The organism is Acinetobacter sp. YH12099, from assembly GCF_013419195.1.
Classification (GTDB): Bacteria; Pseudomonadota; Gammaproteobacteria; order Pseudomonadales; family Moraxellaceae; genus Acinetobacter; species Acinetobacter towneri.
Genome location: NZ_VPAP01000003.1, coordinates 16,668 through 40,464, shown reverse-complemented (window position 1 = coordinate 40,464; position 23,797 = coordinate 16,668). Strand labels below are relative to the sequence as shown.

Annotated in this window: 23 protein-coding genes and 1 pseudogene; 8 read left to right on the top strand and 16 right to left on the bottom strand. The window is 37.8% G+C overall.

The window, feature by feature from the left end:
* Positions 1-3: 3 nt before the first annotated feature.
* Entirely contained in the window at positions 4-498 is a 495-nt protein-coding gene (locus FTU39_RS03150) for a CinA family protein (protein ID WP_096901591.1), read from the bottom strand.
* Between the two features lie 212 nt (positions 499-710).
* On the opposite strand from FTU39_RS03150, the gene FTU39_RS03145 reads away from it, so the two are divergent.
* Complete coding sequence (locus FTU39_RS03145; RefSeq protein WP_026438431.1) at positions 711-941, top strand: hypothetical protein; 231 nt, start codon at positions 711-713, stop codon at positions 939-941.
* A gap of 532 nt (positions 942-1,473) precedes the next feature.
* Positions 1,474-1,635, top strand: a complete 162-nt coding sequence (locus FTU39_RS03140; protein WP_004973471.1) for a hypothetical protein — start codon at positions 1,474-1,476, stop codon at positions 1,633-1,635.
* A 489-nt stretch (positions 1,636-2,124) separates the two neighbouring features.
* Here the strand turns inward: FTU39_RS03140 and FTU39_RS03135 are convergent, their stop codons facing one another.
* From FTU39_RS03135 to FTU39_RS03120, 4 genes are read right to left on the bottom strand one after another with little or no spacing between them, the layout of a single operon-like run.
* A complete protein-coding gene (locus tag FTU39_RS03135; protein WP_158660382.1) occupies positions 2,125-2,262 on the bottom strand; it encodes a hypothetical protein in 138 nt (45 codons plus the stop codon).
* 43 nt (positions 2,263-2,305) lie between these two features.
* The gene (locus FTU39_RS03130) at positions 2,306-2,755 is read right to left on the bottom strand and encodes a hypothetical protein (RefSeq protein ID WP_096901592.1); all 450 of its coding nucleotides are present in this window, start codon (positions 2,753-2,755) and stop codon (positions 2,306-2,308) included.
* Between the two features lie 19 nt (positions 2,756-2,774).
* A complete protein-coding gene (locus FTU39_RS03125; protein ID WP_180051717.1) occupies positions 2,775-3,170 on the bottom strand; it encodes a hypothetical protein in 396 nt (131 codons plus the stop codon).
* A 5-nt stretch (positions 3,171-3,175) separates the two neighbouring features.
* Entirely contained in the window at positions 3,176-3,529 is a 354-nt protein-coding gene (locus FTU39_RS03120; protein WP_004973479.1) for a hypothetical protein, read from the bottom strand.
* A gap of 265 nt (positions 3,530-3,794) precedes the next feature.
* Here FTU39_RS03120 and FTU39_RS03115 point away from each other — a divergent pair, with 265 nt between their 5' ends.
* The 3 genes and pseudogenes from FTU39_RS03115 (at position 3,795) to FTU39_RS03105 (ending at position 5,908) form a co-directional block, all read left to right on the top strand.
* Positions 3,795-4,100 carry a DUF4298 domain-containing protein gene (locus FTU39_RS03115; RefSeq protein WP_154320729.1) on the top strand — a complete coding sequence of 102 codons (306 nt, stop codon included), beginning with the start codon at positions 3,795-3,797 and terminating at the stop codon, positions 4,098-4,100.
* 237 nt (positions 4,101-4,337) lie between these two features.
* A pseudogene (locus tag FTU39_RS03110) lies at positions 4,338-4,538 on the top strand (I78 family peptidase inhibitor); the annotation flags it as partial.
* A 188-nt stretch (positions 4,539-4,726) separates the two neighbouring features.
* Positions 4,727-5,908: an MFS transporter gene (locus tag FTU39_RS03105; protein ID WP_180051745.1), complete on the top strand. Its 1,182-nt coding sequence runs from the start codon at positions 4,727-4,729 to the stop codon at positions 5,906-5,908.
* Positions 5,909-5,991: 83 nt separating this feature from the next.
* Here FTU39_RS03105 and FTU39_RS03100 read toward each other — a convergent pair whose 3' ends face one another.
* Positions 5,992-7,482 (bottom strand): amidase, encoded by a 1,491-nt coding sequence (locus FTU39_RS03100; RefSeq protein ID WP_180051716.1) that lies wholly within the window; start codon positions 7,480-7,482, stop codon positions 5,992-5,994.
* A 51-nt stretch (positions 7,483-7,533) separates the two neighbouring features.
* Positions 7,534-8,811: a GGDEF domain-containing protein gene (locus FTU39_RS03095; RefSeq protein ID WP_225555836.1), complete on the bottom strand. Its 1,278-nt coding sequence runs from the start codon at positions 8,809-8,811 to the stop codon at positions 7,534-7,536.
* Positions 8,812-9,197: 386 nt separating this feature from the next.
* On the opposite strand from FTU39_RS03095, the gene FTU39_RS03090 reads away from it, so the two are divergent.
* On the top strand, positions 9,198-9,680 hold the full coding sequence (locus FTU39_RS03090; RefSeq protein ID WP_004973490.1) for a hypothetical protein: 483 nt from the start codon (positions 9,198-9,200) through the stop codon (positions 9,678-9,680).
* A 487-nt stretch (positions 9,681-10,167) separates the two neighbouring features.
* Here the strand turns inward: FTU39_RS03090 and FTU39_RS03085 are convergent, their stop codons facing one another.
* The 7 genes from FTU39_RS03085 to plsB form a co-directional block, all read right to left on the bottom strand.
* On the bottom strand, positions 10,168-11,454 hold the full coding sequence (locus FTU39_RS03085) for a mechanosensitive ion channel family protein (protein ID WP_180051715.1): 1,287 nt from the start codon (positions 11,452-11,454) through the stop codon (positions 10,168-10,170).
* A gap of 261 nt (positions 11,455-11,715) precedes the next feature.
* Positions 11,716-12,249: a DUF2058 domain-containing protein gene (locus FTU39_RS03080; protein WP_004973493.1), complete on the bottom strand. Its 534-nt coding sequence runs from the start codon at positions 12,247-12,249 to the stop codon at positions 11,716-11,718.
* Positions 12,250-12,264: 15 nt separating this feature from the next.
* Positions 12,265-12,939, bottom strand: coding sequence for a YoaK family protein (locus FTU39_RS03075; protein WP_131261946.1), 675 nt, complete (start codon positions 12,937-12,939; stop codon positions 12,265-12,267).
* Between the two features lie 37 nt (positions 12,940-12,976).
* Positions 12,977-14,173, bottom strand: a complete 1,197-nt coding sequence (gene sstT, locus FTU39_RS03070) for a serine/threonine transporter SstT (protein WP_180051714.1) — start codon at positions 14,171-14,173, stop codon at positions 12,977-12,979.
* A gap of 212 nt (positions 14,174-14,385) precedes the next feature.
* On the bottom strand, positions 14,386-16,110 hold the full coding sequence (locus tag FTU39_RS03065) for a SulP family inorganic anion transporter (RefSeq protein WP_136143917.1): 1,725 nt from the start codon (positions 16,108-16,110) through the stop codon (positions 14,386-14,388).
* A 118-nt stretch (positions 16,111-16,228) separates the two neighbouring features.
* Positions 16,229-16,540 (bottom strand): metalloregulator ArsR/SmtB family transcription factor, encoded by a 312-nt coding sequence (locus tag FTU39_RS03060; RefSeq protein WP_004973501.1) that lies wholly within the window; start codon positions 16,538-16,540, stop codon positions 16,229-16,231.
* Positions 16,541-16,731: 191 nt separating this feature from the next.
* The gene (gene plsB, locus FTU39_RS03055; protein ID WP_180051713.1) at positions 16,732-19,236 is read right to left on the bottom strand and encodes a glycerol-3-phosphate 1-O-acyltransferase PlsB; all 2,505 of its coding nucleotides are present in this window, start codon (positions 19,234-19,236) and stop codon (positions 16,732-16,734) included.
* Positions 19,237-19,478: 242 nt separating this feature from the next.
* Between plsB and cysK the strand changes: the two genes are divergently transcribed.
* Entirely contained in the window at positions 19,479-20,477 is a 999-nt protein-coding gene (cysK, locus tag FTU39_RS03050; protein ID WP_096901605.1) for a cysteine synthase A, read from the top strand.
* A gap of 180 nt (positions 20,478-20,657) precedes the next feature.
* Here the strand turns inward: cysK and FTU39_RS03045 are convergent, their stop codons facing one another.
* Positions 20,658-21,266 (bottom strand): TetR/AcrR family transcriptional regulator, encoded by a 609-nt coding sequence (locus FTU39_RS03045; protein ID WP_004973506.1) that lies wholly within the window; start codon positions 21,264-21,266, stop codon positions 20,658-20,660.
* 438 nt (positions 21,267-21,704) lie between these two features.
* Here FTU39_RS03045 and FTU39_RS03040 point away from each other — a divergent pair, with 438 nt between their 5' ends.
* Complete coding sequence (locus FTU39_RS03040; protein ID WP_096901606.1) at positions 21,705-22,874, top strand: thiolase family protein; 1,170 nt, start codon at positions 21,705-21,707, stop codon at positions 22,872-22,874.
* A 99-nt stretch (positions 22,875-22,973) separates the two neighbouring features.
* On the opposite strand, the gene pcaD is transcribed toward FTU39_RS03040, so the two are convergent.
* On the bottom strand, positions 22,974-23,753 hold the full coding sequence (gene pcaD, locus FTU39_RS03035) for a 3-oxoadipate enol-lactonase (protein WP_096901607.1): 780 nt from the start codon (positions 23,751-23,753) through the stop codon (positions 22,974-22,976).
* Positions 23,754-23,797: the final 44 nt, after the last annotated feature.

Genomic DNA, 23,797 nt, shown 5'->3' with positions numbered 1-23,797 from the left:
ACTTCAGGGTGCAGTACAAGTGTTTGTATCTTGCATTAGATCAATCAGGTCTTGAGCGACTAACAGAGTGAGCTGTTCTAGTCGTTGTAATGGATTGCCATCTAAAAAATATTTGTACTGAAAAGTTTGCTGCTGATAATGAATGGCGATAAAAAATGTCCCTACAGGTTTTTCTGGTGTGGCACTGCCGCCTGGTTTCAGTAACCCTGTGCATGCCACAATAAAATCAGCATGTTGAAATAGTTTTTTGCCTTGAACTGCCATGGCTTGTGTGACTTCTGCGGATTCAGCGGTATAGGTGGCAATTAAGTCACTATTCACATGCAAAATCTCACGTTTAATGCTTGGGTCGTAACTGACTAATCCACCAAGTAAAATATTGGCACCGCTATTTTTATAAATAGAAAACTGACTACATAAGTAACCTGAGCTGGCACTTTCAATAAAAGCCACAGTCTGTTGGCGTTGTTCAAGTATGGCACAGCATTGTTTGAGCATGATAAATCTGCAAGTGAATAGAATAAGTTGCTCAAGTGTACTGAATTTTGTCGACTTGTGCGAAAAAACATCAAAAAGTAAAATGCTAAAATAAGAATGTTCACGATTTAACTGCCTATAAATACAGCAAAATTTACAATTATAGGTTTAATCGTGGCATGAACGGTGATACAAATAAAAGTAAAGCAAAAAGTAATAAAAAGGATGCTGTGATGAAAACAACGGTGAAATATATCGTTTTAAAAAGTTTGGACTATCAACTTGGTACATCATTATTTGAGGATGAAATTGATGCTGATGCACAATATTTTGACCAAATTCCAAGCATTATTGAATATCAAAACTTGCGCTTTAAAGTCGTGAGTAAAGAACAAAAGCGTTTACAACTGATTGAGGAAAATGAGGAGCATCAAACCATCATTGTCAGAGTTTTGGTGATTTAAAGTCATTTCAATCTAGATTAGTCAGAGCTTCAATATAACAGCAGAATGATTGAGCATCAGTGGAGCGTATCGAAGTTGGTGTTTTTTTAGTCACTGGATGCAAAAAATTGTATTTCACATCACAAGAAAAAATTGAAGAATTGATTAAAAATGCTAACTACGTCACATATTTGTGTTGGTATTTTTGTAGATTAGCATTTTTCAAACGGGCTGTAATGGCTTAAATAAGCTTATGTTTTTTAGATCAATTTTTATTTAAACAGACTGATAATTGAGATAGAGAGAAAATTAATTAAAATATCTTAAAAATATAATCATGACAGATAGAACAAAATATAATTGAATTTTAACGTATTTTTTGAATGCGTGTTACATTTTGGTTTTTATTATATTGTTAAATAATAAAGTGTTTTTCTTAGATAAAATTAAAAAAAACAGTGTATTTTCTTTATTGGAATTGAGCATTTTTGTTATTGCTGTGTATAGTCCTTGCATCTCACAATAGTGAGGAAGTTTAAAGGGGCTAAATATAATGAATCATAATGCAATTATCATGATGACGCTGATCATTTTAGCTGTGGGATTTTCTCTAGGCATTTATGTGTATTTTGAACAAAAGAGAAAGCAAAATGAAGAAATTCAGCTGATCATTACAGAAGCAAGACAGGGTCTAGTAGAGTTAGATCGGAAATAATAATCTAGGTGTAAATCGTATACTTCGATGCGGATCCAATGGGATATGTTAAAGGTGAAAAATAGACTTAAAAAAGTAATTTTATGCCACTGTTTGTCGGTCAGATGACGATAAAATAAATGAACGAAACATAGCTGTAGTTTCTTAGTTTTCCCACATTCCCATGTGGGATTTTTTTTGTCTAAAATTTAGACTAGCGCAGTATTTATTAAGATAAGTCATTATTTTTATGTACAAAAGTGACCTTTATTATAAAGATTAAAATAAGGTGCATATTCCTGCATAAACCTACCACCTATTCCTATTCGTTCCCTACCACTCATTCCTATTCCAAGTCGGCCACTTAGGGTTTATTCAGTAATAGAATTACAAGAAGAATGAACCTCATAAAAAGTATTCAAATGCCAATATTGCACAACAGCGCTACTTATATCATTTAGCGATGAACTGATTTACGATTACGTTCGATGATCGATTAAAAAATCGAACTTACACAAAATAATTTACAGGCTCTAAAATACGTTTAGTACTTTTAGCAGTATCAATAACAATACCACCACCTTTCTTCGCAACCGTTACCATCCCTGTACTAATCGCTGCTGAAAGTCCATTGAGTGCTGTTGTCATCTCCTAATTTTGGTGGGTATTTAGCCTTATCGACTACAGCCCCTTAATTAATTACTTCAAGAAAATCATCTATTAAATTGAGTAAATCTAGACTTTTACATTTAGAAAAAATTACCTTATTTACAATGTTATCTTTGTATTCAAAAAAATGATCTTCATATAAAAACCAAGTAAAATAAATAGTATTATTATTCCTTGCTGCCCTTTTACTGAAATCATCAAAGGTTTCTTCTAAAGTGATTCTGTAATTCTCAGATAATAAACCTTTAGGATAGAAAAATTTTTTACAATTTTCATCATTTATCACATTGCTATAATAGTAATTATCATTTAGTAAGTTTTTTAGTGAATTTATAAAGCTAGTCACATAAGTAGGAGAGTCTAAAGTTCCTAGATACTCCCCCTCAATACATAAACGCAATGGGATGAAATTACTATTCTGATAATTTCCATCAAACTCTATAAAAACTTGATCGTTTCCAATTCTATTCATTTGCTATCTACCATTTTTATCAAGTCAGAAGGGACATCAGAAATCTTGATATTTCGTTCCTTTCCTGAGGACGTAATACCTTTTGTCGAACCATTCCAATGGAAATTGCCATTACCATCATCTTGAAACCTATGATAAATGACCTTCCCATCTTTATTTTCAATTGCCCATCTATTTTTGGATCACTATCAATTTTTACACTGTTTTCCCATAATTTTACATGATTGTCAGTAATTATTGCTTTAGTAGAGTTATAAGGCATATTTCCATCTTTCAAGTCATGATGTCCTGGATTTTCATAATATTGTGTTTCAACATTAATAACTTTATCTTTAGTTGATGGCTTGGTGCCTTCGACTATGTAATTACCAATAGTATTATTACTTTCGTCCTTATGTATGCCTAAAATCAGCAAAAAATCTATTTTTTAAATTCAGTAATATTAATAGGCTGATCTTTGACTAACTCAAGTACTCCTTCACCACCTTTAAAGTGAATAGATACACCATCATCATTGCTCAGTAAAATACCGCTACCAGATACAGCACGTTTTAAATGATAAACTGTGTCTGAATTATCTACCATTTCTGCAGTTTCAAAATTATCTGAAGATTTTAATTCAATGGTTAAATCTTGTGGGCCATTAAAATAAATAACTTGTGTTTCTGCAGGTGCATTACTTTGTACTTTTTCTTGGCTCACTTCATTATTTAAATTTGAGTTACATCCCATTAAACCGAATGCAAGTAATGTTGCCCCTAAAATATATTTCATTTTTGTACCTTTTCTAAAAAATTGAAGCAAACTTATACTAATGACTTTAACTTTTGATAAAAAGATGGAATTACACTTTTATACTAAATTTTACTGAAAGTAATGAAGCTAAAGTTGACTAAATAAATCAGGAATTGTCTTCTTTAAAAATTAATGCAAAAAAATATAGCAATATATGTTTCTTTAAATAAAACCTACATACACTCACATTCCTTGATCTTGAATTATTGTACGCTCATGTCATCTTAATTTTTGAATTTCAGCTATGAGTAAAAATAAAATGTACGATGCTCAGGTTTTACAGCAACAATATGAGCAATGGCATGATTTACATCGACAGATGCGAGAAGCGCAGCAAAAATGGCAAGCTGCAGAAAAGCTCTGGCAAGAATTACAGGCCTATTATCAAAGTGAACAATGGCTTGAGGACTATGAAAATGCGCCTGAACTTAGCTGCCGCGAAGGGGAATATTCTATATTATCGCAAGATACGCTATGGAATGCTTTAGAAGAGCGTCGCCAACATGCAATTGATTGGATGAAACTGAGTTTAAGTGTGATTGAGAATTAAACTTAATCCAAACTTACATCTAATTTATTTTGATCAATAAAACTATCATCACAGTTTTATTCAGTAAATTTACTGCATATTTAATCAGTTATGTTATTTTGAGTTGGTTTGAAGAAATTAAAAACGAGTATCAACATGAAAAAGTTATATAGTGTTTTGGCTGTTTTAAGTGTGGCAACTTTAGCTGCGTGTAGTAATCAGCCTATCAATGAACAAACTCAGGTGCCACAGACCATGCAAAATTGTGTCCCAGAATCTGCTGCGCAGTTAGTTGGTAAAACAGGTTTGACTGAAACACAAATTAAAGCGCTTACCCGAGCTGAAATTGTGAGAATGGTTACACCAGGTCAGCCTGTAACAATGGATTATCGTATGAATCGCGTCACTGTAGTGGTCGATCCGAAAACTAAAATTATTCTACAAGCTTCTTGCGGCTAAACAATTTTAAGAAATTTTCTCAATATTACCCTGAAAATTTGATCTGATTTTCAGGGTTTTTCGTTTTAATCAGCCAATCACTCAAAATTAAAGTACTACAGTGTTAATATATCGGTTGTCTTAAAATTTTAGATCAGGTTAGAAATGCACTTATTTATGTGTTTGAAAAATCAAGGAAATATACATTGATGCAAGCCTTGAATATATCGACACGTTTAGGTGGATTCTACTTTTTCTACTATGCAATTGTTGGGACGTTTTTGCCTTTTTGGAGCCTGTACTTAGAAGATCAAGGCTTTAATTATCAGGAAATTGGTGTTTTATCTTCCATTGCCATTTTAACGCGCTTTTTCGCGCCTTTTATTTGGGGATGGATTGCCGATAAATCAGGCAAACGGATGCTTTTGGTGCGCATCGCAACTTGGATGGAAGCCAGTATTTGGTTACTGATTTTTATTGTTCCGAATAGCTTTCAGTCTGTTGCATTACTCATGCTAATTTTTAGCTTTTTCCAAAACGCAATTTTGGCACAATTTGAAGGCGTGACTTTGTTTTGGTTGGGCGAGAAACGTGCGGAACTCTATGGCAAAGTGCGTAAATGGGGCTCTATAGGTTTTATTGTCGGGGTTTTTGGCATAGGTGCTATTTTAGAAATTATACCAATCTCCATGTTACCGATGTTGCTACTCAGTATTTCTTTACTGGCATTTCTATGGTCATTCAGTATTCAAGAACCAAGCACCGCACCCATTGCACAAAAACAACTTGAACCCTTATTGCCCATTTTAAAGCGCCCAGTGGTCCATTCATTTTTTATTATTGAATTGATTTTGCTGTTTTCGCATGCACCATTTTATAGTTTTTATAGTAATTTTTTAAGTCAGGCAGGATTTAGCACAAGTCAGATCGGTTTATTATGGTCTGTCGGGGTGGTTGCTGAAATCATTATGTTTGCCTATGCGAGTTTGTTTTTAAAGCGTTGGTCTTGGCGTTCACTGGTTGCCGTATGTTTAATTTTAACAGGCTTACGTTGGGTGATAGTTGGTTTATTTCCATCCATATTTTTTGCACATTTTTTTGCACAAAGCATCCATGCCTTTAGTTTTGGATTATTTCATATCATTGCCATGCGGGTGATTTTTCAAAACTTTTCTGCAGGGCAACAAGGTCGTGGGCAAGCACTTTACAGTACCATGTGGGGTTTAGGTGTTGCACTGGGGAGTATTTTGGCAGGGCATTATTGGGATATTGTTTCAGGCGAATGGATTTTTATTTTTGCAGGATTATCTACACTCGTTGGTCTGTGTTTTATTTGGGGATTGCCAAAGCAATTAGAATCGCAGTCAATGTCGAGTGATACCAAAGCCTAGTTGGTAATAGCGTTCTTTTATCAAAAATAGAAGCAAGCAACGTTGGATTAGCATAGTTTGCTTGCTTCTTACTCATTGCTACATCAAATACGGATTTTAGCGTATTGATGCCACCACGGTTGAGCCGTTTCAAGTTGTGCGGCCAGTTGTAAAAGCACATCTTCACGTGCAAAAGGCGCAATAAACTGCGAACCCAATGGTAAGTTATCTTTATTCCAATACAATGGCACAGACATTGCTGGCAGCCCAGTAATATTGGCAAGTTGAGTAAATGGCACCCATTTTAGGTTTTCTTTGACAATGCGATCGACCAATTTACCTTGCGCTAACCAATGTGCTTTACCTGCATGTAATAGTGTTTTTAAAATTGGTTTTTGCCATGCAGGAGTTTTAACTTCGCCATTTTTTGGTGCAACTGAGGCAGTTGCAGGGATGAGGTATAAATCATAACGCTCAAAGAATTGATTCATTTGCGCGACATATACCCCCCAATTATTCAAATTACGAATGTAATCTACTGACGTGGTTTTTGCGCCAAAGGCAGCCAAAGCCAAAGAGTCGAGCTCAAAATTATCGGAATGATTTGGCAGGCGAGTTTGAATTTCAGCAATTAAATAAGCAAATTGGCTAAACCATGTGGTAATAAAATCTTTGGCCAATTGCATACCATCAATAGCCGGACGGTCTTCAACAACTTCATGCCCTAAAGATTCTAAAAGCTGTACGGTTTTTTGAATGGCATTGATCGCATCTTGTGAAACAGCTGTACCAATCGGAGATTGGGTCGAATATGCGATTCTTAATTTTTTTGGCGCTTGCTGAATTGCATCTAAATAACTGCGTTCAGGAGCTTCAATTTTGAAAAGTGAATGACCATCTGCGCCATGCGTTGCATCGAGCATTGCCGCACTGTCACGTACACTTTTACTTAAAATATGTTGCATCGCTGCACCATGCATGGCTTCACTGAGTTGTGGCCCCCACGGGGTGCGTCCACGACTTGGTTTTAAACCAAACAAACCACAGTAAGACGCAGGAATACGAATTGAACCACCGCCATCACTTGCCCCTGCAATCGGCACAATACCTGCCGCAACTGCAGACGCAGAACCACCAGAAGAACCACCACTATTGTGTTTCAAATTCCATGGATTTTTACATGCACCCCAAGCATCTGGCTCGGTTATCCCTTTAATCCCAAATTCAGGCGTGTTGGTACGTCCAAAGGTAACGATTCCGCTATTTTCCCAACGATTTACAATTTCTGCATTTTGTTCTGCAAGATGATGCGCACGTTTTAAACCCTGACAACCAAATGAAGTCGGATAGCCTGCATATTGTTGAAATAAGTCTTTGACTAAAAAGGGCACACCTGCAAATGGGCCTGTTAATTTTGTTTGTGTGCGCTGCCGTGCATGTTCATGCATAGGAATAATAATGGCATTTAATTGTGGATTGGTTTGTTCAGCATGTTGTAACGCAATATCTAATAATTCTGAGGCCTGAACATCCTTTTTGGCAACGAGCTCTGCCAAGCCTAAAGCATCATATTGGAGGTATTCTGCAAGTTTCATTTCAATCCTGAAAATCTGTATTGTCAAATTGATGTTGTATGCTATTTTTGTTTAAGAAGCAAGAATGACCCGATTACGACCTTGCATTTTTGCCTGATATAGCGCCTGATCTGCCTGAATAATTAAATCTTGTAAAGGGAGATTGGTGGGTAAGTGTGTATGTGACACGCCCATGCTTACTGTAAAATGAATGGGTTCAAGGTTTTCTAAATTTAACGCTTGATGTTCAATACACATACGAATACGTTCTGCAATGCGTTGAGTTTTATTTAAGTTATTATTGTTCAGCAAAATAATGAACTCTTCACCACCAATGCGACAAAATAAATCGTGATCACGTAAATTGCTTTTAACGATGTTAGAGAGATGTTGCAAAGCACGGTCACCGACATAATGCCCATATTGATCATTCATTTTTTTAAAATCGTCGATATCTAACATAATTAAAGACAATGAATGATTGTTTTTATGCTTTAAAGCTTTTTCACTTAACTGAGTAAAACTACGGCGGTTCAGTGTTTCGGTTAAACTGTCATGATTTGCCAAATACAATACTTCTCTATACAACTGATTTCGGTTTTGGCTAATCACACATAAAATTAACGTGGCAAGACCTAAAATAATTAAACCCACACGAATAGAAATAATGGTGGTTAAATAACTCGAATTCACTTGATCTATAAACAAGCCTGTGACGCTGTGATACAGAGTTAAACAGACCAAGCTATTAATCAGTGCCAAATTAAAAAGTTGATAGCTGGCAGCTGCCCAAATTAATGCAGCCAATGGATACAACAATGCACCTGGTCCATAAAAAATATGGGTGCAGGCGATAGAGATCAGTAATGCAAAAAAGGGCAAGATATCCTGAATTTGAGTTTCTTTAGCATATTGATTATTTATAAGTTTTTTGAATTTAGACCAGCCTGGGGCAGCCAAAATTAAAGGTAAGACAATTACCGCATTTAAAATTTCACCAGACCACCAAGTAAAAAAATCAATCCAACGATTTTCTTTTAACATAAAGGTGTGCGGCAAATTTGGCAGCAGAAGAATGGCAAATAAAGCCCCAAAGAAACAGCCTAAAGTTACAGCAATAATATGTGGATATAGCTCTGACACATTATTATTGCTCGCTGGAAGTTTAGCGCGGGCAAAATTAAAGAAAAACAACCCACTAAAAACAGCAACAAAGTTTGAAAGCGTTAAACCTAGCGTCATCAGGAAAGTATTGTCTGTGACCAAATCGGCGCCCATATAGCCAAAAAAAGCACCCAAAATTCCACCAAAACTTTTTAAAGATGGAAAGCGAATGAGTAGCCCCAACAAGAGGGCGTTGCTTGGCCAAAAAAACGAAAAGTAGCTAAGCGGGGGAGTAAAAATACCCAATAAACAAGCAAAAAATACCACAACGGCAAGCAGCCCAAAGGCAAATATTTGCTTTTGAGTCGAAGATATAGTTTGCGGTATGCTAAAGTTTTGCAAGTACTAAACTCACTTTTGCAATGGGTTGATAATTAAGAAAAAAACTTGAATGAGTGTGACACTCACAACAGAAACGCGATCATATCAAATAACCATTACCTACAAAGTCGATTAAATGTAAACTGAGTCACACTTTTGTTAAATAAAATTGTTGTGTTATGTTTTTGCTTGCAGATTTGGATTAAAAATATGCTAAGTTGTCTAAACGGTTTATATCTTTAAATAAATGTATGAAAAAAATATATCTAACCACAGTTTTAAGCTTATGTTCTGTCTGCGCGATTGCGAATGAAAATACAACAATAGATTCAGCCAAGTTAACGCCAGTAGCAGCAGAAACGACCAATAAATTTCGTGTGGTGACCCGTCCAGAAATTGTGGGGCTGTGGGGCATGCAAATCCCAAATAATCGTAAATGTATTGAATATTACAACTTTAAAAGTAATAGCGATGTGGTGATTAAAAGCGGTCAAGAATGGTCTGCAGGTGTATATGATTATCAACCTTCACAAGACCCTGCAAATTCGTTACCGGCTTTAATTTTGCAAGTTAAATATGACAATAATGAAGTGGATTGTTCTGGATATCAGGAAGACCAAACAGGGGACATTTCACAATATTTTGTAAAATGGAAAAATGCGCACACCATTAATTTCTGTAGTAATGAAAAAGCAGAACAATGTTTTGCGACGTTGTACCGCGTCCTGCCTTAAACTTTTCATTATTTGGTCTATTAGAGATCTTTTATAAACTCGTACCCCTCATCCTGTAGCGCGTGTATTGATCATCTAGAGCGCTAAAGCACAAAAGTAGTGAATTTCAATCTTTCATTAGACGAATTATTGATGATCATTTTTCGAATCCAGAATCAATTAACAAGAGCGACACATTTTAGTGAGTTGAAAAGTTAGGTGAATTCTTAGAATCATTAGACTTTTTCAACCGGCAATGACCTTATTACATAAATTTGGAGCAAGCTGTGATTTAAAGGTTTGAGGAAATTTAAATATAATTAAAACATAGTGTTAGATATTTGTTTCAACAAAGCTCTTACAAATAAGACTTTATTTTCTCTTATTCATATACGAGTGTACGAGTGCATTTTAATTTAATGAAAATTTTATCGTCTTGCTGAAAATAAAAACGGCTACTGAGCCATGCAAGCATTTTGCGACACATGGCTCAGCAATAAATCCATAATTATGCCTCGTCAATTTCTAAAGGATTTAGACTTTTGGCAGAGCTTGCTTTAAATGGTGCGCCAATTTGCTTTAAATCTGAACCTGATGGGGCTTGATACACTTTTAAGCCAAACTCCGGAATAATTGCCAGCAAATGATCAAAAATATCGGATTGAATACTTTCATATTCTTTCCATGCAGTGGTTTTGGTAAAGGCATAAATTTCTAGTGGTAAACCTTCACTGCTTGGCTGTAGTTGACGAATAATCAATGACTGAGATTGATTAATGCCAGGATGCTGTTTCAGATAAAACTCAACATAGGCGCGGAAAGTCCCTAAATTGGTTAAACGGCGTTGGTTGTATTGTGATTGATTTGCTAACTGCTGATTAAACTGCTCAATTTCTTCATTTTTGCTATGTAAATATTGATCCAATAACAAAAACTCTTTAAGTTTGCTTTGTTCATGTTCAGTCATAAAGTGCACAGAACTTTGATCAATTAAAATGGCACGTTTAATACGTCGGGCACCAGCTTCCTGCATGCCACGCCAGTTTTTAAAGGTATCGGTAATGAGTTTATTGGTTGGAATAGTGGTCAGGGTTTTATCCCAGTTTTGCACGGTGACTGTATGTAATGACATATCAATGACATCACCATCGGCATTTAAAGAAGGCATTTCAATCCAGTCACCAATCCGTACCATATCGTAGGAAGAAATTTGTACCGAAGCCACTAGAGATAAAATGGTATTTTGGAAAACCAACATCAAAACAGCAGCCATCGCACCAAAACCTGCGAGTAAGGTAAACACATCTTTTTTCAGGAAAGTGCCTAAAATCATGAGGGCACAGACCACATAAATAATGAGTTTAACTAACTGCAAATAGCCCTTAATTGGCTTGTTGCGTGACTTAGGGTTGCGTTGATAGAACAGGTTAAAAATATTTAAAAATTCAGAAATTGCCAATGCAATGGTCAGGAATATAAAGGCTTGCGCACCCATTTGCACAAAGCTTTCTACTTTATCTGACAAATGCGGTACGGTGGTGATGCCGTTCATAATCACGACAGCTGGGACAATGTTGGCAATACGTCGGATGACACTATGCTGTGAAATAATTTCACTATTGGCAAAGGTCATTTTAGAAATCAGTTTGCGAATCCCGCGCACTACAATTTGCTTGGCAATAAAGTTGGCTAAAATTGCCAGTAGAATCACAATACTGAGTGAGGTCAGCATTTCTAACCAAGGGTATTGGTTATACCATTCCTGAATATTTTGAATAAAATTAAATTCTTGCAAAAGGTCCTCGCTTTAAGGTTGCTGATTTTCGTCTGCACGGCACTTAGAATTTTGGCCTGCAATTCACCTTAATTCTTCATTGATGTATGAAATTGTTAGATAGTGTATCGACTAAAGTTTAAATTTGAAGGCTGAGTAACTTTTTGCTACATTTCAATTATTTGTTTTTACTGAAAGTTTTCAATCAAGTTGCAGTCATAATAAAAAAGCCAGTACAGATACTGGCTTTGAATAGATACCTAGCATAAATACTTGCGTGATCTACCACATTAAATCATCTGGAATCACATAGGCTGCGTATGGATCTTCTTCATCTGTCGTGGCTTCATTTTTCTCGGCATTATTGACAATAATAAAGCCTTCCATTTTGCTATTAATACGTTCAGCTAAAGCTTTAGGCAGGAACGCATAACTGTCATTTTCTTTGGCAATCACCAAACTACCTGCCACGAGTGCATTGTAAATTTGTTGATTGATATACACTTTTTTAATCTTGCCATCTAAAAACTGATAAGCCACTTCACCATCGGTATCACGAATTTTATGCTGCTGAATCATTTGCATAATTGCTGCTTTCAGTTCTTTTTCCTGTAAAGCGGCTTTCTTTTCTTGCTCAATAGCTTGGTCTTTGGCGAGTTTTTCTTGCTGTGCCTGTGCAATTTTGGCTTTCACTTCAGCATCTTTACTTTCACCTGTGCGCTGTTCGTGTAAGGTTTGTTTAGACAGTTTTTTTGCTTTTTTATTATCCACTAAACCCGCTTTGAGCAATTGTGCCTGTAGTGCATTTTTAACCATGATAATTTCCGAAACTTAATGTTGAAGATGTCGATAGCGAAAATAAATAATCCAATACACCAAACTCAAACTTAGGCTGAGTCCTGCAGGTACCAGAAAAGAATTCAGTTTAAATGTAGGATAAATGGCTGCAGCGAGTAATCCACCCACAAAGAAACCAATTAAAATCAGTAGGTGTAAAACAATACGCCTTTTTTCAACTTGTAAGCCCCGCACTCGATAACCGAGAGCTAAGCCTAAATCGGTCAATACCCCAGATAAATGTGTGGTGCGGATGATGGTGCCTTTATAGTAGCTGATCATGGCATTTTGTATGCCCATGGCAACCGATGCCCAAAGCAGGGCATAACGTGGGAAATAAGGCAATAATGCCCAGCAGATTAAAATAAAAAATGCCACCAAACTCATGGGCAAACCATAACGACGCCCTAAGCGAAAATTGCTATTTCCTAAAATGACGCCGCTATAAAATGAGCCAATCACATAGCACAAAATCACCAGAAACAAGAAAATCATGGCTTCTGGTTTCCAGTCGATTAGCGCCATCGCCAAGATACTAACGTTACCAGTCATGTGCGAAACGGACTGGTGCAATACGGTCACCAATCCGAGTACGTTAATAATTCCAGCATTGACGGCTAGAAAAAAAGCACCAAATTGCACCCAAAGGGGTAAAGTTTGAAAAGGCATAATGGATGATTGCGTAAGTTTCCTAACGCATTGTATCTTAACTCAAACCACGGTCAACCGCAGTAGTAAATAGCACATCGGTAGATGAGTTAAGTGCAGTTTCGGTTGAATCTTGCAATACGCTAATGACCATACCAATTGCAACAACTTGCATGGCAATATCTGAAGAAATACCAAATAAGCCACACGCTACAGGAATCAGCAGTAACGAGCCGCCCGCAACGCCTGAAGCACCACAGGCCGACACCGTTGCAACCACAGATAAAATCAGCATGGTGCTAAAATCGACAGAAATTCCTAAAGTATTTACCGCAGCTAAGGTCAAAACGGTAATGGTGACCGATGCGCCTGCCATGTTAATTACTGCACCTAACGGAATTGCAACACTCGCGGTTGATTCCTGTACGCCTAAACGCTTGGCTAAGTCTAAATTGACAGGGATATTGGCTGCAGAACTACGGGTAAAGAAAGCAGTAATGCCACTTTCGCGTAAGCATTGAAAAACTAAAGGATAAGGATTGCTGCGGGTCACAAATGCCACCATGATTGGGTTGATGACCAACGCGACAAAGAACATCGTACCTAACAAGACTGCCAATAATTGAGCATAACTGGCTAAGGTGCTCAAGCCTGCATCGGCAAATGTCACGGCAACCAAGCCAAAAATACCGAAAGGCGCAAAGTTAATCACCAAGCGAATAACGCGATTGACTGCATTGGCTGCATCATTCAACAATGCTTTGGTGGACTCTGTAGCATGGCGGAAGGCAATCCCTAAAGCCACAGCCCAAGCCAAAATACCAATAAAGTTGGCTTCGGCAATGGCAACTACAGGGTTAGCAACAAAACTAAGTAAAAGATTATTCAAAATTTCAGCAAGACTGCCCGGCGGGGTTAATTCTGACTGTGTTGCAACATCTAAAAATAATGTACTTGGGAAAAGTGAGCTTGCAATGACCGCACTGAGCGCAGCCAAGAACATACCAATCGCATACATCAGCATAATCGGTTTGATATAAGCATTGCTACTTCCAATTTTAAAATTGGCAATGGATGCCATGACCAAAATAAAGACTAAAATTGGCGCAACAGACTTTAGGGCTTTAATAAATAAATCACCCAAAAGGCTTAAATAAGGCGCAGATTCTGGAAATAAAATTGCAACAGCCACACCGAGTACAATTGCAATCATAATTCGGGAGACTAAACTCAAACGCAAAAAAGCTGAAAACATACGAAAATAAGGTAAAAGAAAAGCGGCTATTTTATACTGAAATATCCATGTGCTTAAAAATAATTTTGATTTAAAAGTTAAGTCTATATTTTTAAAAGTGATATTTATTAAACTGTTTAAATTTCAGCAAGATAAAAGTACTCATTGATCAAAAAGTATGTGTGTTGAACATCCAGTTTTAAAGATAAAATTAAAGATCAATTTCTTGATCTTTAAGTCAGTTCAGGCGCAAGCTCTTGCATGGCTAAATAATGTGAAAAAAAAACTTTTCCATTTAAATGCTGCAAAAGTTTTGAGTGTTGTAATTTGTCCATTACCGGGCCTTTAATTTCAGAAAAATGCAGACAAATATTCAATTTTTTTAGTTCAAGATTTAAATCTTCCAGCATTTCGAGTGCGCTTAAATCAATACTGCTAATACTCGAACAATTCACCACTACATGCTTTAACTGAGGGTTTTGGCTGACTTGATTAATAAAAAAGCCTTTTAAAGTATTGGCATTTAAAAAGGTTAGATTTTCATCAATTCGCATGGATAGCACGTGTGGCGCGGTACGCACTTGATGCCGCTGAATATTACGAAAATGTTGTGTGCCTTCAAGTAAACCAATTACCGCAATATGTGGTCGGCTAATACGCCACAACATTAGAATAAAGGTGGACACAATCCCAATAATTAAACCTGTCGAAATATCAATGAATACAACACCAAAGAACGTCACCCACATGGCCAGACCATCGGCTTTGGAATAACGCCAAGTTTCTTTAAAAGATTGGAACTCGACCAGTTTCCAAATTGAAACAATAATGGTTGCAGCCAAAACAGCCAGTGGTAAGTCTTGGAAAAATCCCGTGAAGTATAAACTGACAATAACAATCACGATGGAGGTAAATACACCTGCCATTGGTGTTTTTGCACCTGCATCGGCATTGACCACGGTACGCGACAAACTGCCTGTGACGGGAAAAGAGGAGCTAACACCTGCGCCAAAATTGGCTAAACCGAGTGCAATCAGTTCCTGATTGCTATTTAAGTGACTACGTTGTTGTAAGGCGGTGGCTTGCGCAATAGACAGAGATTCCACAAAACTGATCATGGCAATCATGGCTGCGCCAGGAAGGAGTTGTAGAACAAGTTGTGCATTCCATTCAGGGAATTGAATAGGCGGAAATCCTGAAGGAATTTCTCCGACTGTTTTAATGCCGATTTGTTGCAAATGCAATGAATAAACCAAAGCAATTGAACCGATCACCAATACCAATGGCAAGGCTTTTAAGATAAAGCCGCTACCTCGAACACGCTCACGAATGGCATTACTGTTGATGATTTTAGGGGCATAAATTAGAAATAAAATGGCAGCAACACCCAAGAGCACGCTATAAAAATGGGTTTGTCCCACATATTTCCAAAAGCTGTATAAGAACTCAGGTAAGTTATTGGCTTTAAGGGGGATGTCTAACACAAATTTAAGCTGTCCAATCGCAATCATTAATGCAGAGGCAATAATGAAGCTTTTAATAACAGGATGGCTAATGAGTTGAATTAAAAAACCGAAGCGAAAAATCCCTAAAAGTAGCGAAATAATGCCGACCATCACAGCAAGTAAACAGGCTGCTTGAATATAAGCTGCCGAGCCGACTTCAAATAATGGATTGAGCGTCGCAAAGGTCATCATGGAAATAATGGCGACTGGGCCAATGGACAAGGTTGGGCTGCCACCAACCAAGGCGTACATGATCATGGGGATCACGCTCGCGTATAAACCCATGACAGGAGGCAAACCTGCAAGCATGGCATAGGCCATTCCTTGAGGTACCAACATGGCAATGACAATAAACGCAGACAGCAGATCAGATTTCAATGTTTCTGCATTGTATTTTCGCAGCCATTGCCAAGCAGGTAGTACACGAGCCAAACGTGAATTGAAATCTGACATACTGAAATCTAAATCATAAATTTAGATATATTATGAACAAAAAATGCTAAGAAGTCTTTGAAATAGCAGGAGAGTATTCAAGTTTTATGGTGATGCCTGATAATACAGGCATTATCATTTAGACCTGCGGGCAATAAAGTGCATAGAGGGTATTAAGTACCTGCACCATTTTTTCATCTTTAATTGAATAAAAAATTTGCTTGCCATCACGGCGGGTATTCACCACATCACTTTTACGCAGCATCATTAATTGTTGCGATAAAGTAGGCTGATGAATTTGAGTTATTTCTTCAATTTGCGATACGTTTAATTCTTGTTGAGATAAATGACAAAGAATTAAAAGACGGTCACTATTCGCCAAAGATTTTAAAATTCCAACAACGGTATCCGCAGATTCACGCATTGATGTGATTTCAAGACCATCGTTCATTGTTTTATTCTCTTAATTTACAGCTAACCCAATATATATTAGGCGGGAGTGGAAGATAAATTATATAACATAAATCATTATTTATATATGAGAACAAGTATCATTTAAGAAAAGATATCAGCCAATCATAAATAATGGGCTGATATTCTAATCAAAAAATTGATAAAAAAGTGGCTGAGTTACAATAAAACCTATTTTTTCACCTGTTCAAAACTTTTTAATTCTTTCTCACTAAATTCACTCGATGCAGCTAATAACTCGTGAATTTCTGGGTTATACCAAGCAAAGTATTCAGACATTTTGGCACTAAAAGTATCATCTAGGCTTATCTGCGCAGCATTGTGTTGCAACAAGGCTTGCTGATCTAAACTGCTGATAAAACTTTTTAAGGTGGCACTATCAAAATAATATGCAGACTTAAATTGTGCAGAATCTGCAGCGCGTTGTAATACGGTTTTGGTCATTTTTTCCAAAACTTTCAGATTTAAAGGGATGTGTGCGCTATAACGCTGCAAAAGCCCTTGAATCAATACGAAATTATTTAAACTTGGTTTTGCCAGTTCAGCTAAGGCATAGAGTTCATGCTGTGTAGCTGGGTTCGGCTGTAATTGCAGATTTGCTTCTGTAACCCAATTTTGCTGAATAAAGTACGCCACAATTTTTTCGATTTCTTGAGAAAGTTCTTGCGCCGTCCATGCCAAGAAAAACTCTTGCTTCAAATATGGATAAATCGCCTGCAGTTTTTGCATTAAATCTGCGCATGATAATGCTAAATTTTGTTCATTAAACTGCTGCACAATTAATGCTACACACGCAGGCAAAATAAAGCAGTGCAAAATATTATTGCTAAAATAGCTCAATAAGATTTTTTGGCTTTCTGCGACTCGAATCTGTTCTACACCATCTTGGTTATAACGCTCAACTTGTTTAAGTTTTAGCGCATATTCAATAATTTCTTGTGGATTTAAACCCGTAATAATCATACGTGGGTCGTAGCACAATTGTTTGAGCAAACGTCGATATTGTTCAATTCGGGCGAGCAGCTCATCTTGTTTCAATGCATGTTGATCGGCATTTAATAAAATCAGAGAGATGAGGGCGATTGGGTTAATCACCACCGCTTTATTGATATTTTCCAAGATTGCATGCGCAGTATGATCTACCGTGTGAATCACAGAGGTCGGTAGTTCATCATTTATGTTCAGTTTTACATCGCGTGCTTGGTTGGCAGTTAAAACATCATCTAAAAATACAGGTTCGCCAAAGTTGACATAGACCTGACCAAAGACTTTTTCAATTTTACGGGCAGAGTTTAAAATACCCCATAAAGATTCGGCTTCTTTCGGTTTGCCGTTTAATTCATTTAAATAAGATGTGCCTTCAATCAGTTTTTCATAACCAAAATACGTTGGAATAAATGCAATTGGTTTGGTTGCTCCGCGTAAATGGCTTTGAATGGTCATCGACAACATGCCTTTTTTCGGCGGTAACAATAAACCTGTACGTGAGCGTCCACCTTCAATGAAGTATTCGAGTGGGGTGTTGCGTGACAATAAACTGTGTATATATTCTTTAAATACCGAGGTGTATAATTCATTGCCGCTGAAAGTACGGCGAATAAAATACGCACCTGCACCACGCATTAATTGACCCACAATTGGTAAATTTAAATTAATACCTGCTGCAATATGCGGCACCATCAAGCCACGATTAAAAATCACATAAGACAGCAACAAATAGTCGATGTGGCTACGATGACAAGGGGTATAGACGATTTCATAGTCTTTGGCGAGTTCGCGTACCGTGTCAAAGTGATGCACTTCAATGCCATCATAGAGCTGTGTCCAAAGCTTGGTCAGTGCCAGTTCAGCAAAACGCAAAGTCGAATAAGAAAAGTCCGATACAATTTCAGTTAAATAGCTTTTAGCACGGTTTTCTGCTTCAAACATACTGACTTTTTGTTCGATACTTTCTTTACGAATAGCTTGTTGTACTGCTTCACTTTTCATCAACGCATGAATCAAATTACGGCGGTCAGATAAGTCTGGGCCTAAAATCGCTTCTTTGTGTTGATTAAAATTGTGTTCCAGATGTTGCTCAATAAAGTGCGCAGGCGATAAGTGTGGTTGTTGTTGTGTGGCTTGTTCAATAAGCTGACGTAAGGAAATTGCTTTATGAAACTCGATGTAGTTATCACGTGAATAGAGCGAAATATTAATGGTTTGTTTAAGCTTGTTTGGCGTAGACCATGCATCGGCAAATAATGCTTTAAACCAAGAGTCTTCGTATTCGGGTGAACGTCCCCAAAGTACAGTTACGGGAACTAACAACACATCATGTTCAGGATGTTGCTCTAAGGTTTCAATGAGTCGAATCAATTTAGCAGAGTAGTGATAAGCACTGTGCTGTGGGTTTTTCTCACGCAAGACCAAAATGGAATCGTCTTCCTGATGCTCGGCAATGTTTAAAGGCGCATACACAGAAGGTAAACCACGAGATTGCGTCTGCTGATCAATCAATACGGTATTGCTGAGAGAGGCATCTTGCAGCACATAACAAAATTGTGTTTTTTCAGAGCTTTGTGCAACACGATGTTCTAATTCTGCAGTCGTGCCTAATACTTGTGGCGTCACAATCTTATCTAAGATTTTTTTAGTGAAATTACGATAAAGCTGACTGTAACGTTTATTAGACATTGCATTCCCTACATTTTGTTATGTGTTGCTATTGTCAAAAAATAAATAGCGAATTTCAAACCCAAGTGCCGAGAAAATCGACAATTAAACTGAGGTCGTCATCTCTTTATTCTAATTCGCATTTTGTTGAAAGCTAATCATATTTTTGTATAAAACAATTTTCGTGAAACATCGGCAAAAATTTTATAAAAAGGTATGATAATTTAAATTTTGTTTATATAGATATAACTTAGGGAATAATCATGACCACAGATGCAGCTTTTTCAACACCAGCAAATTTAGGGATTGCCGTATATAGCAATAATGCAGAAGCGATTGGTAACACGCCATTGGTACGCATTAACCGTTTAATTTCTGGCGATGCAACGGTTTTAGCCAAAGTGGAAAGCCGTAACCCTGCATTTTCTGTGAAATGCCGTATTGGTGCTGCTTTAATTGCCGATGCTGAAAGACGTGGCGTGTTAAAAGCAGGTATGCATATTGTAGAACCGACCAGCGGTAATACAGGAATCGCTTTGGCATTTGTAGCTGCAGCAAAAGGTTATGAGATTACACTAACGATGCCTGCAAGCATGAGTATTGAGCGCCGTAAGGTGTTGAAAGCGTTGGGTGCAAATTTGGTGCTGACTGAGCCTGCAAAAGGTATGAAAGGCGCGGTGGATGAAGCAGAGCGTTTGGCAACCGAACATCCTGAAACTTATTATTTGCCGCAGCAGTTTAATAACCCTGCCAATCCGCAAATTCATGAAGAAACCACAGGCCCAGAAATTTGGGCAGCAACAGGCGGCAAGGTCGATATTCTTGTTGCAGGTGTAGGTACAGGCGGTACGATTTCTGGTATTTCGCGTTATTTCAAAAAGGTAAAAGGTCAGGCATTGCATACTGTTGCAGTCGAGCCTGCTGAATCTCCAATTATCGCTCAGGCCAAGCGTGGTGAAGCCATTACGCCTGCACCACATAAAATTCAGGGGATTGGCGCTAACTTTATTCCAAAAAACCTAGATTTAGATTTGGTGGATGAAGTGATTGCGATTGAAAGTGCTGAAGCAATTGACTGGGCGCGTAAAACAGCAACCCAAGAAGGTATTTTAGTCGGTATTTCAAGTGGTGCAGCAATGGCTGCTGCTGCAAAATTGGCGGCACGTCCTGAAAATGCAGGTAAAAATATTGTGGTGATTTTACCTGACAGTGGTGAGCGTTATTTATCTTCAGTATTATTTGAAGATATTAGTGCAGAATGATGTGTCTTTAGACAGTCAAAAGAATTTGAAAAATCCCAAAGTTTGAACTTTGGGATTTTTTATTTAGAGAATAAATTTATGAGGTGAGTTAATACGTTCTGAAAAGCAAATTTCTTTCTACTTAGACGCTAATATTTAGCGGGATCAGCAATGAATCCAACGAAGCTAACTATGTAAAAATCAAACAATCGCAGATACTTTATCTGGCGTCATCAGTGCTTGATTAATATATAGCTTGATTAAGCGTTCACGTGACCCAATAGCTTTTTGATAATGGGTAGAATTGAGTAATAACGACGCACCATAAGTTACTGTCCAAATATAAGACAGATAATCACGGATCGACATCGCGCTGTTAAAGGACTCTAAATAGGCTTGGGTGATGTCCTTAATTTCTAAAATACGCTGCTCACGAATATCGTATAACTGTTCAAACAATTCATTTAGTTTACGTTCATTATTGGTTAAGCGTTCTTCAATCGAGTGCAGCAAAATCGTACGGTTGGAATTAAGCATGTTATACAGCATGTACTGCGAAACATAAGTTTGAAAGTTATGGTGATACTGTTTGGAAATATCCAATAAACGCTGTTCATTTAAAATAATTAACTCTAAATAGAGCTGATTTTTACTTTTGAAATATTTATAAATTGTGCCTTTGGCAATATCTAACTCTGCAGCCAACTCACTTAATGTAATATCATTATGATTTTCCAGTAATAAAACCTCAGCCATTGCCAAAATTTTCTCTTTACGACGTCGGAAATTTTCTTGGCGTAGAGTCGTCATCAATCAATATTCCAATTACAACCAATTAAGCATGTTGGAGTCTAGTGCAGTTTGAGCAACTTGAAAATAGCACCAAGGTCTTGAAAAGGTAAGTTTTAACGTATGTTCATCAGTGAACCAATGAATTTAAAAAATATCATGTGAAAAATAGCACAATCCATAAGCCAAATCGGTTGTCAATAAAACTGAACCAAACAGGTCATTTTAGTGAAATAAAATTGGATTTCTAAAACTTTTATTCTATTTTTCATAAGCAAGGCCTAAAAGTCTAAGATCAATCAAGCATAGCAATTCAGCACTTTGCGAGATTGCAATGCTCATCTTTTGATTTACATTTAACGTGAATTACTTGCTAACTCACAGGGATGTTATTTGTAATTTTAAAAAGCATGGCTTTTACGGTAATCACTTTAAAAAGACGGTAATAAGGGACTAAAAATGATTGTAATTGTAGATGCTGTACGTACCGCAATGGGCGGCTTTCAAGGTTCACTGGCAAGTTGTACAGCACCCGATTTAGGCGCGGTTGCAATTCAACACGCAGTTGCACGTGCAGGTTTAAGTGGGACTGACATTGATGAAGTAATTTTTGGTTGTGTATTGCCTGCAGGTTTGAAGCAAGGCCCTGCACGTCAGGCGATGCGTCAAGCGGGTTTACCCGATAGTACAGGTGCAACCACCATCAATAAAATTTGTGGCTCTGGCATGAAAGCTGTTATGCAGGCAGCCGATGCTATTCAGGCAGGTTCAGCGCAGATTGTGGTCGCTGGCGGTATGGAATCTATGTCGAATGCGCCGTATTTGCTAGATAAAGCACGTGCAGGTTTCCGTATGGGACACGGCAAAGTCACAGACCACATGTTTCAGGAAGGTTTAGAAGATGCTGAAACAGGCTTGTCGATGGGCGTGCTGGCGCAAGACATGGCAGACAAGAAAAACTATACCCGTGAGCAGCAGGATGAATACGCAATTCGCTCTTTAAACCGCGCGGTAGAAGCCATTCAAAACGGTTATTTTAAAAATGAAATCGTGCCTGTCACTGTTCATTCACGTAAAGGTGATGTGATTGTCGATCAGGATGAACAACCGTTAAATGCCAAAGTCGATAAAATTAGCAGTTTGCGTCCCGCATTTAAAAAAGATGGCACGATTACAGCCGCCAATGCCAGCTCTATTTCAGATGGCGCATCTGCTCTGGTGATTACATCAGATGTGGTTGCGGCAGAGCGTGGCTTAAAACCGCTTGCAAAAGTTGTGGCATACGCGACACATTCACAACATCCTTCTGAGTTTACTCTTGCTCCTGTAGGGGCGATTCAAAAAGTGCTAGATAAAGCAGGGTGGTCGGTTGCCGATGTAGATTTGTGGGAAATTAATGAAGCCTTTGCCATGGTAACCATGCTTGCGATAGATGCTTTTGATTTAGACCCTGCCAAAGTGAATATTCAGGGTGGTGCATGTGCTTTGGGGCATCCTCTAGGTTCTTCAGGTTCACGTATTATTGTGACGCTCATTCATGCATTGCAACGTATAGGCGCGAAAAAAGGCGTGGCATCTTTATGTATTGGCGGTGGTGAAGCCACAGCGATTGCGGTGGAGTTAGTTTAAGTCCAGCTCGTCTAACTGCAGATTCATCTATAAAAAATAGAGTTCTCGAAAGAACTCTATTTTTTTAACTTTTAACTTATTAACAATAACAATGAAGTTTTATGCTTGGATAAACTGCTTCACTGCTTGGTTAAATTCATTTGGCAATTCTACGTTAGAAATGTGCGATGCATTGATTTCAAACAATTGGCTATTGGCAATACGTTCAACCATAAATTGACCATCGACAACTGTTGTCACAGGGTCTTGCTGACCTGCAACCACTAAAACAGGCACAGTGATGTCTTTAAGTTGTTCACGTACATCCGCTTTAGCCAAAGCTTCGCAACAGCTCGCATAACCTTCGGCGCTGCCAGCTGCCAAGTCGTTTTGAAGATTGTTGACCACTGTCGCGTTGCTTTGGATAAAGGGTTCAGTAAACCAGCGTGATGCTGCAGTCGAAGCAATCGGTTGTAAACCTTGTTCACGTACCAATGCGGCACGGTCATTCCAAGCCTGTTCTTGACCAATTTTTGCCGCAGTATTACACACCACCACCTGATTAAAACGTTCAGGGCGATGAATCGCTAACCATTGACCTGTTAAACCGCCCATAGAAATACCACAGAATGCCGCTTTTTCAACATTTAAGTGATCGAGTAGATTTACAACATCTTGACCCAATTGATCAATGCTATATGGACCTTGCGGAGCTGATGATGCACCGTGACCACGTGTGTCGTAGCAAATTACAAAAAAGTCTTGCTGGAAAAAATCAATCTGTGCTTGCCACATTTTGAAGTTTGTACCCAGCGAGTTTGAAAAAATCAGTGCAGGTTTTGTAGCATCACCAAAAGTTTGGTAATTGATTTGCGCATCATTTGAGGTAAAAGTTGGCATTTTTTTTTAAATCCTTAATCTTATAAATCCCCCTAAATCCCCCT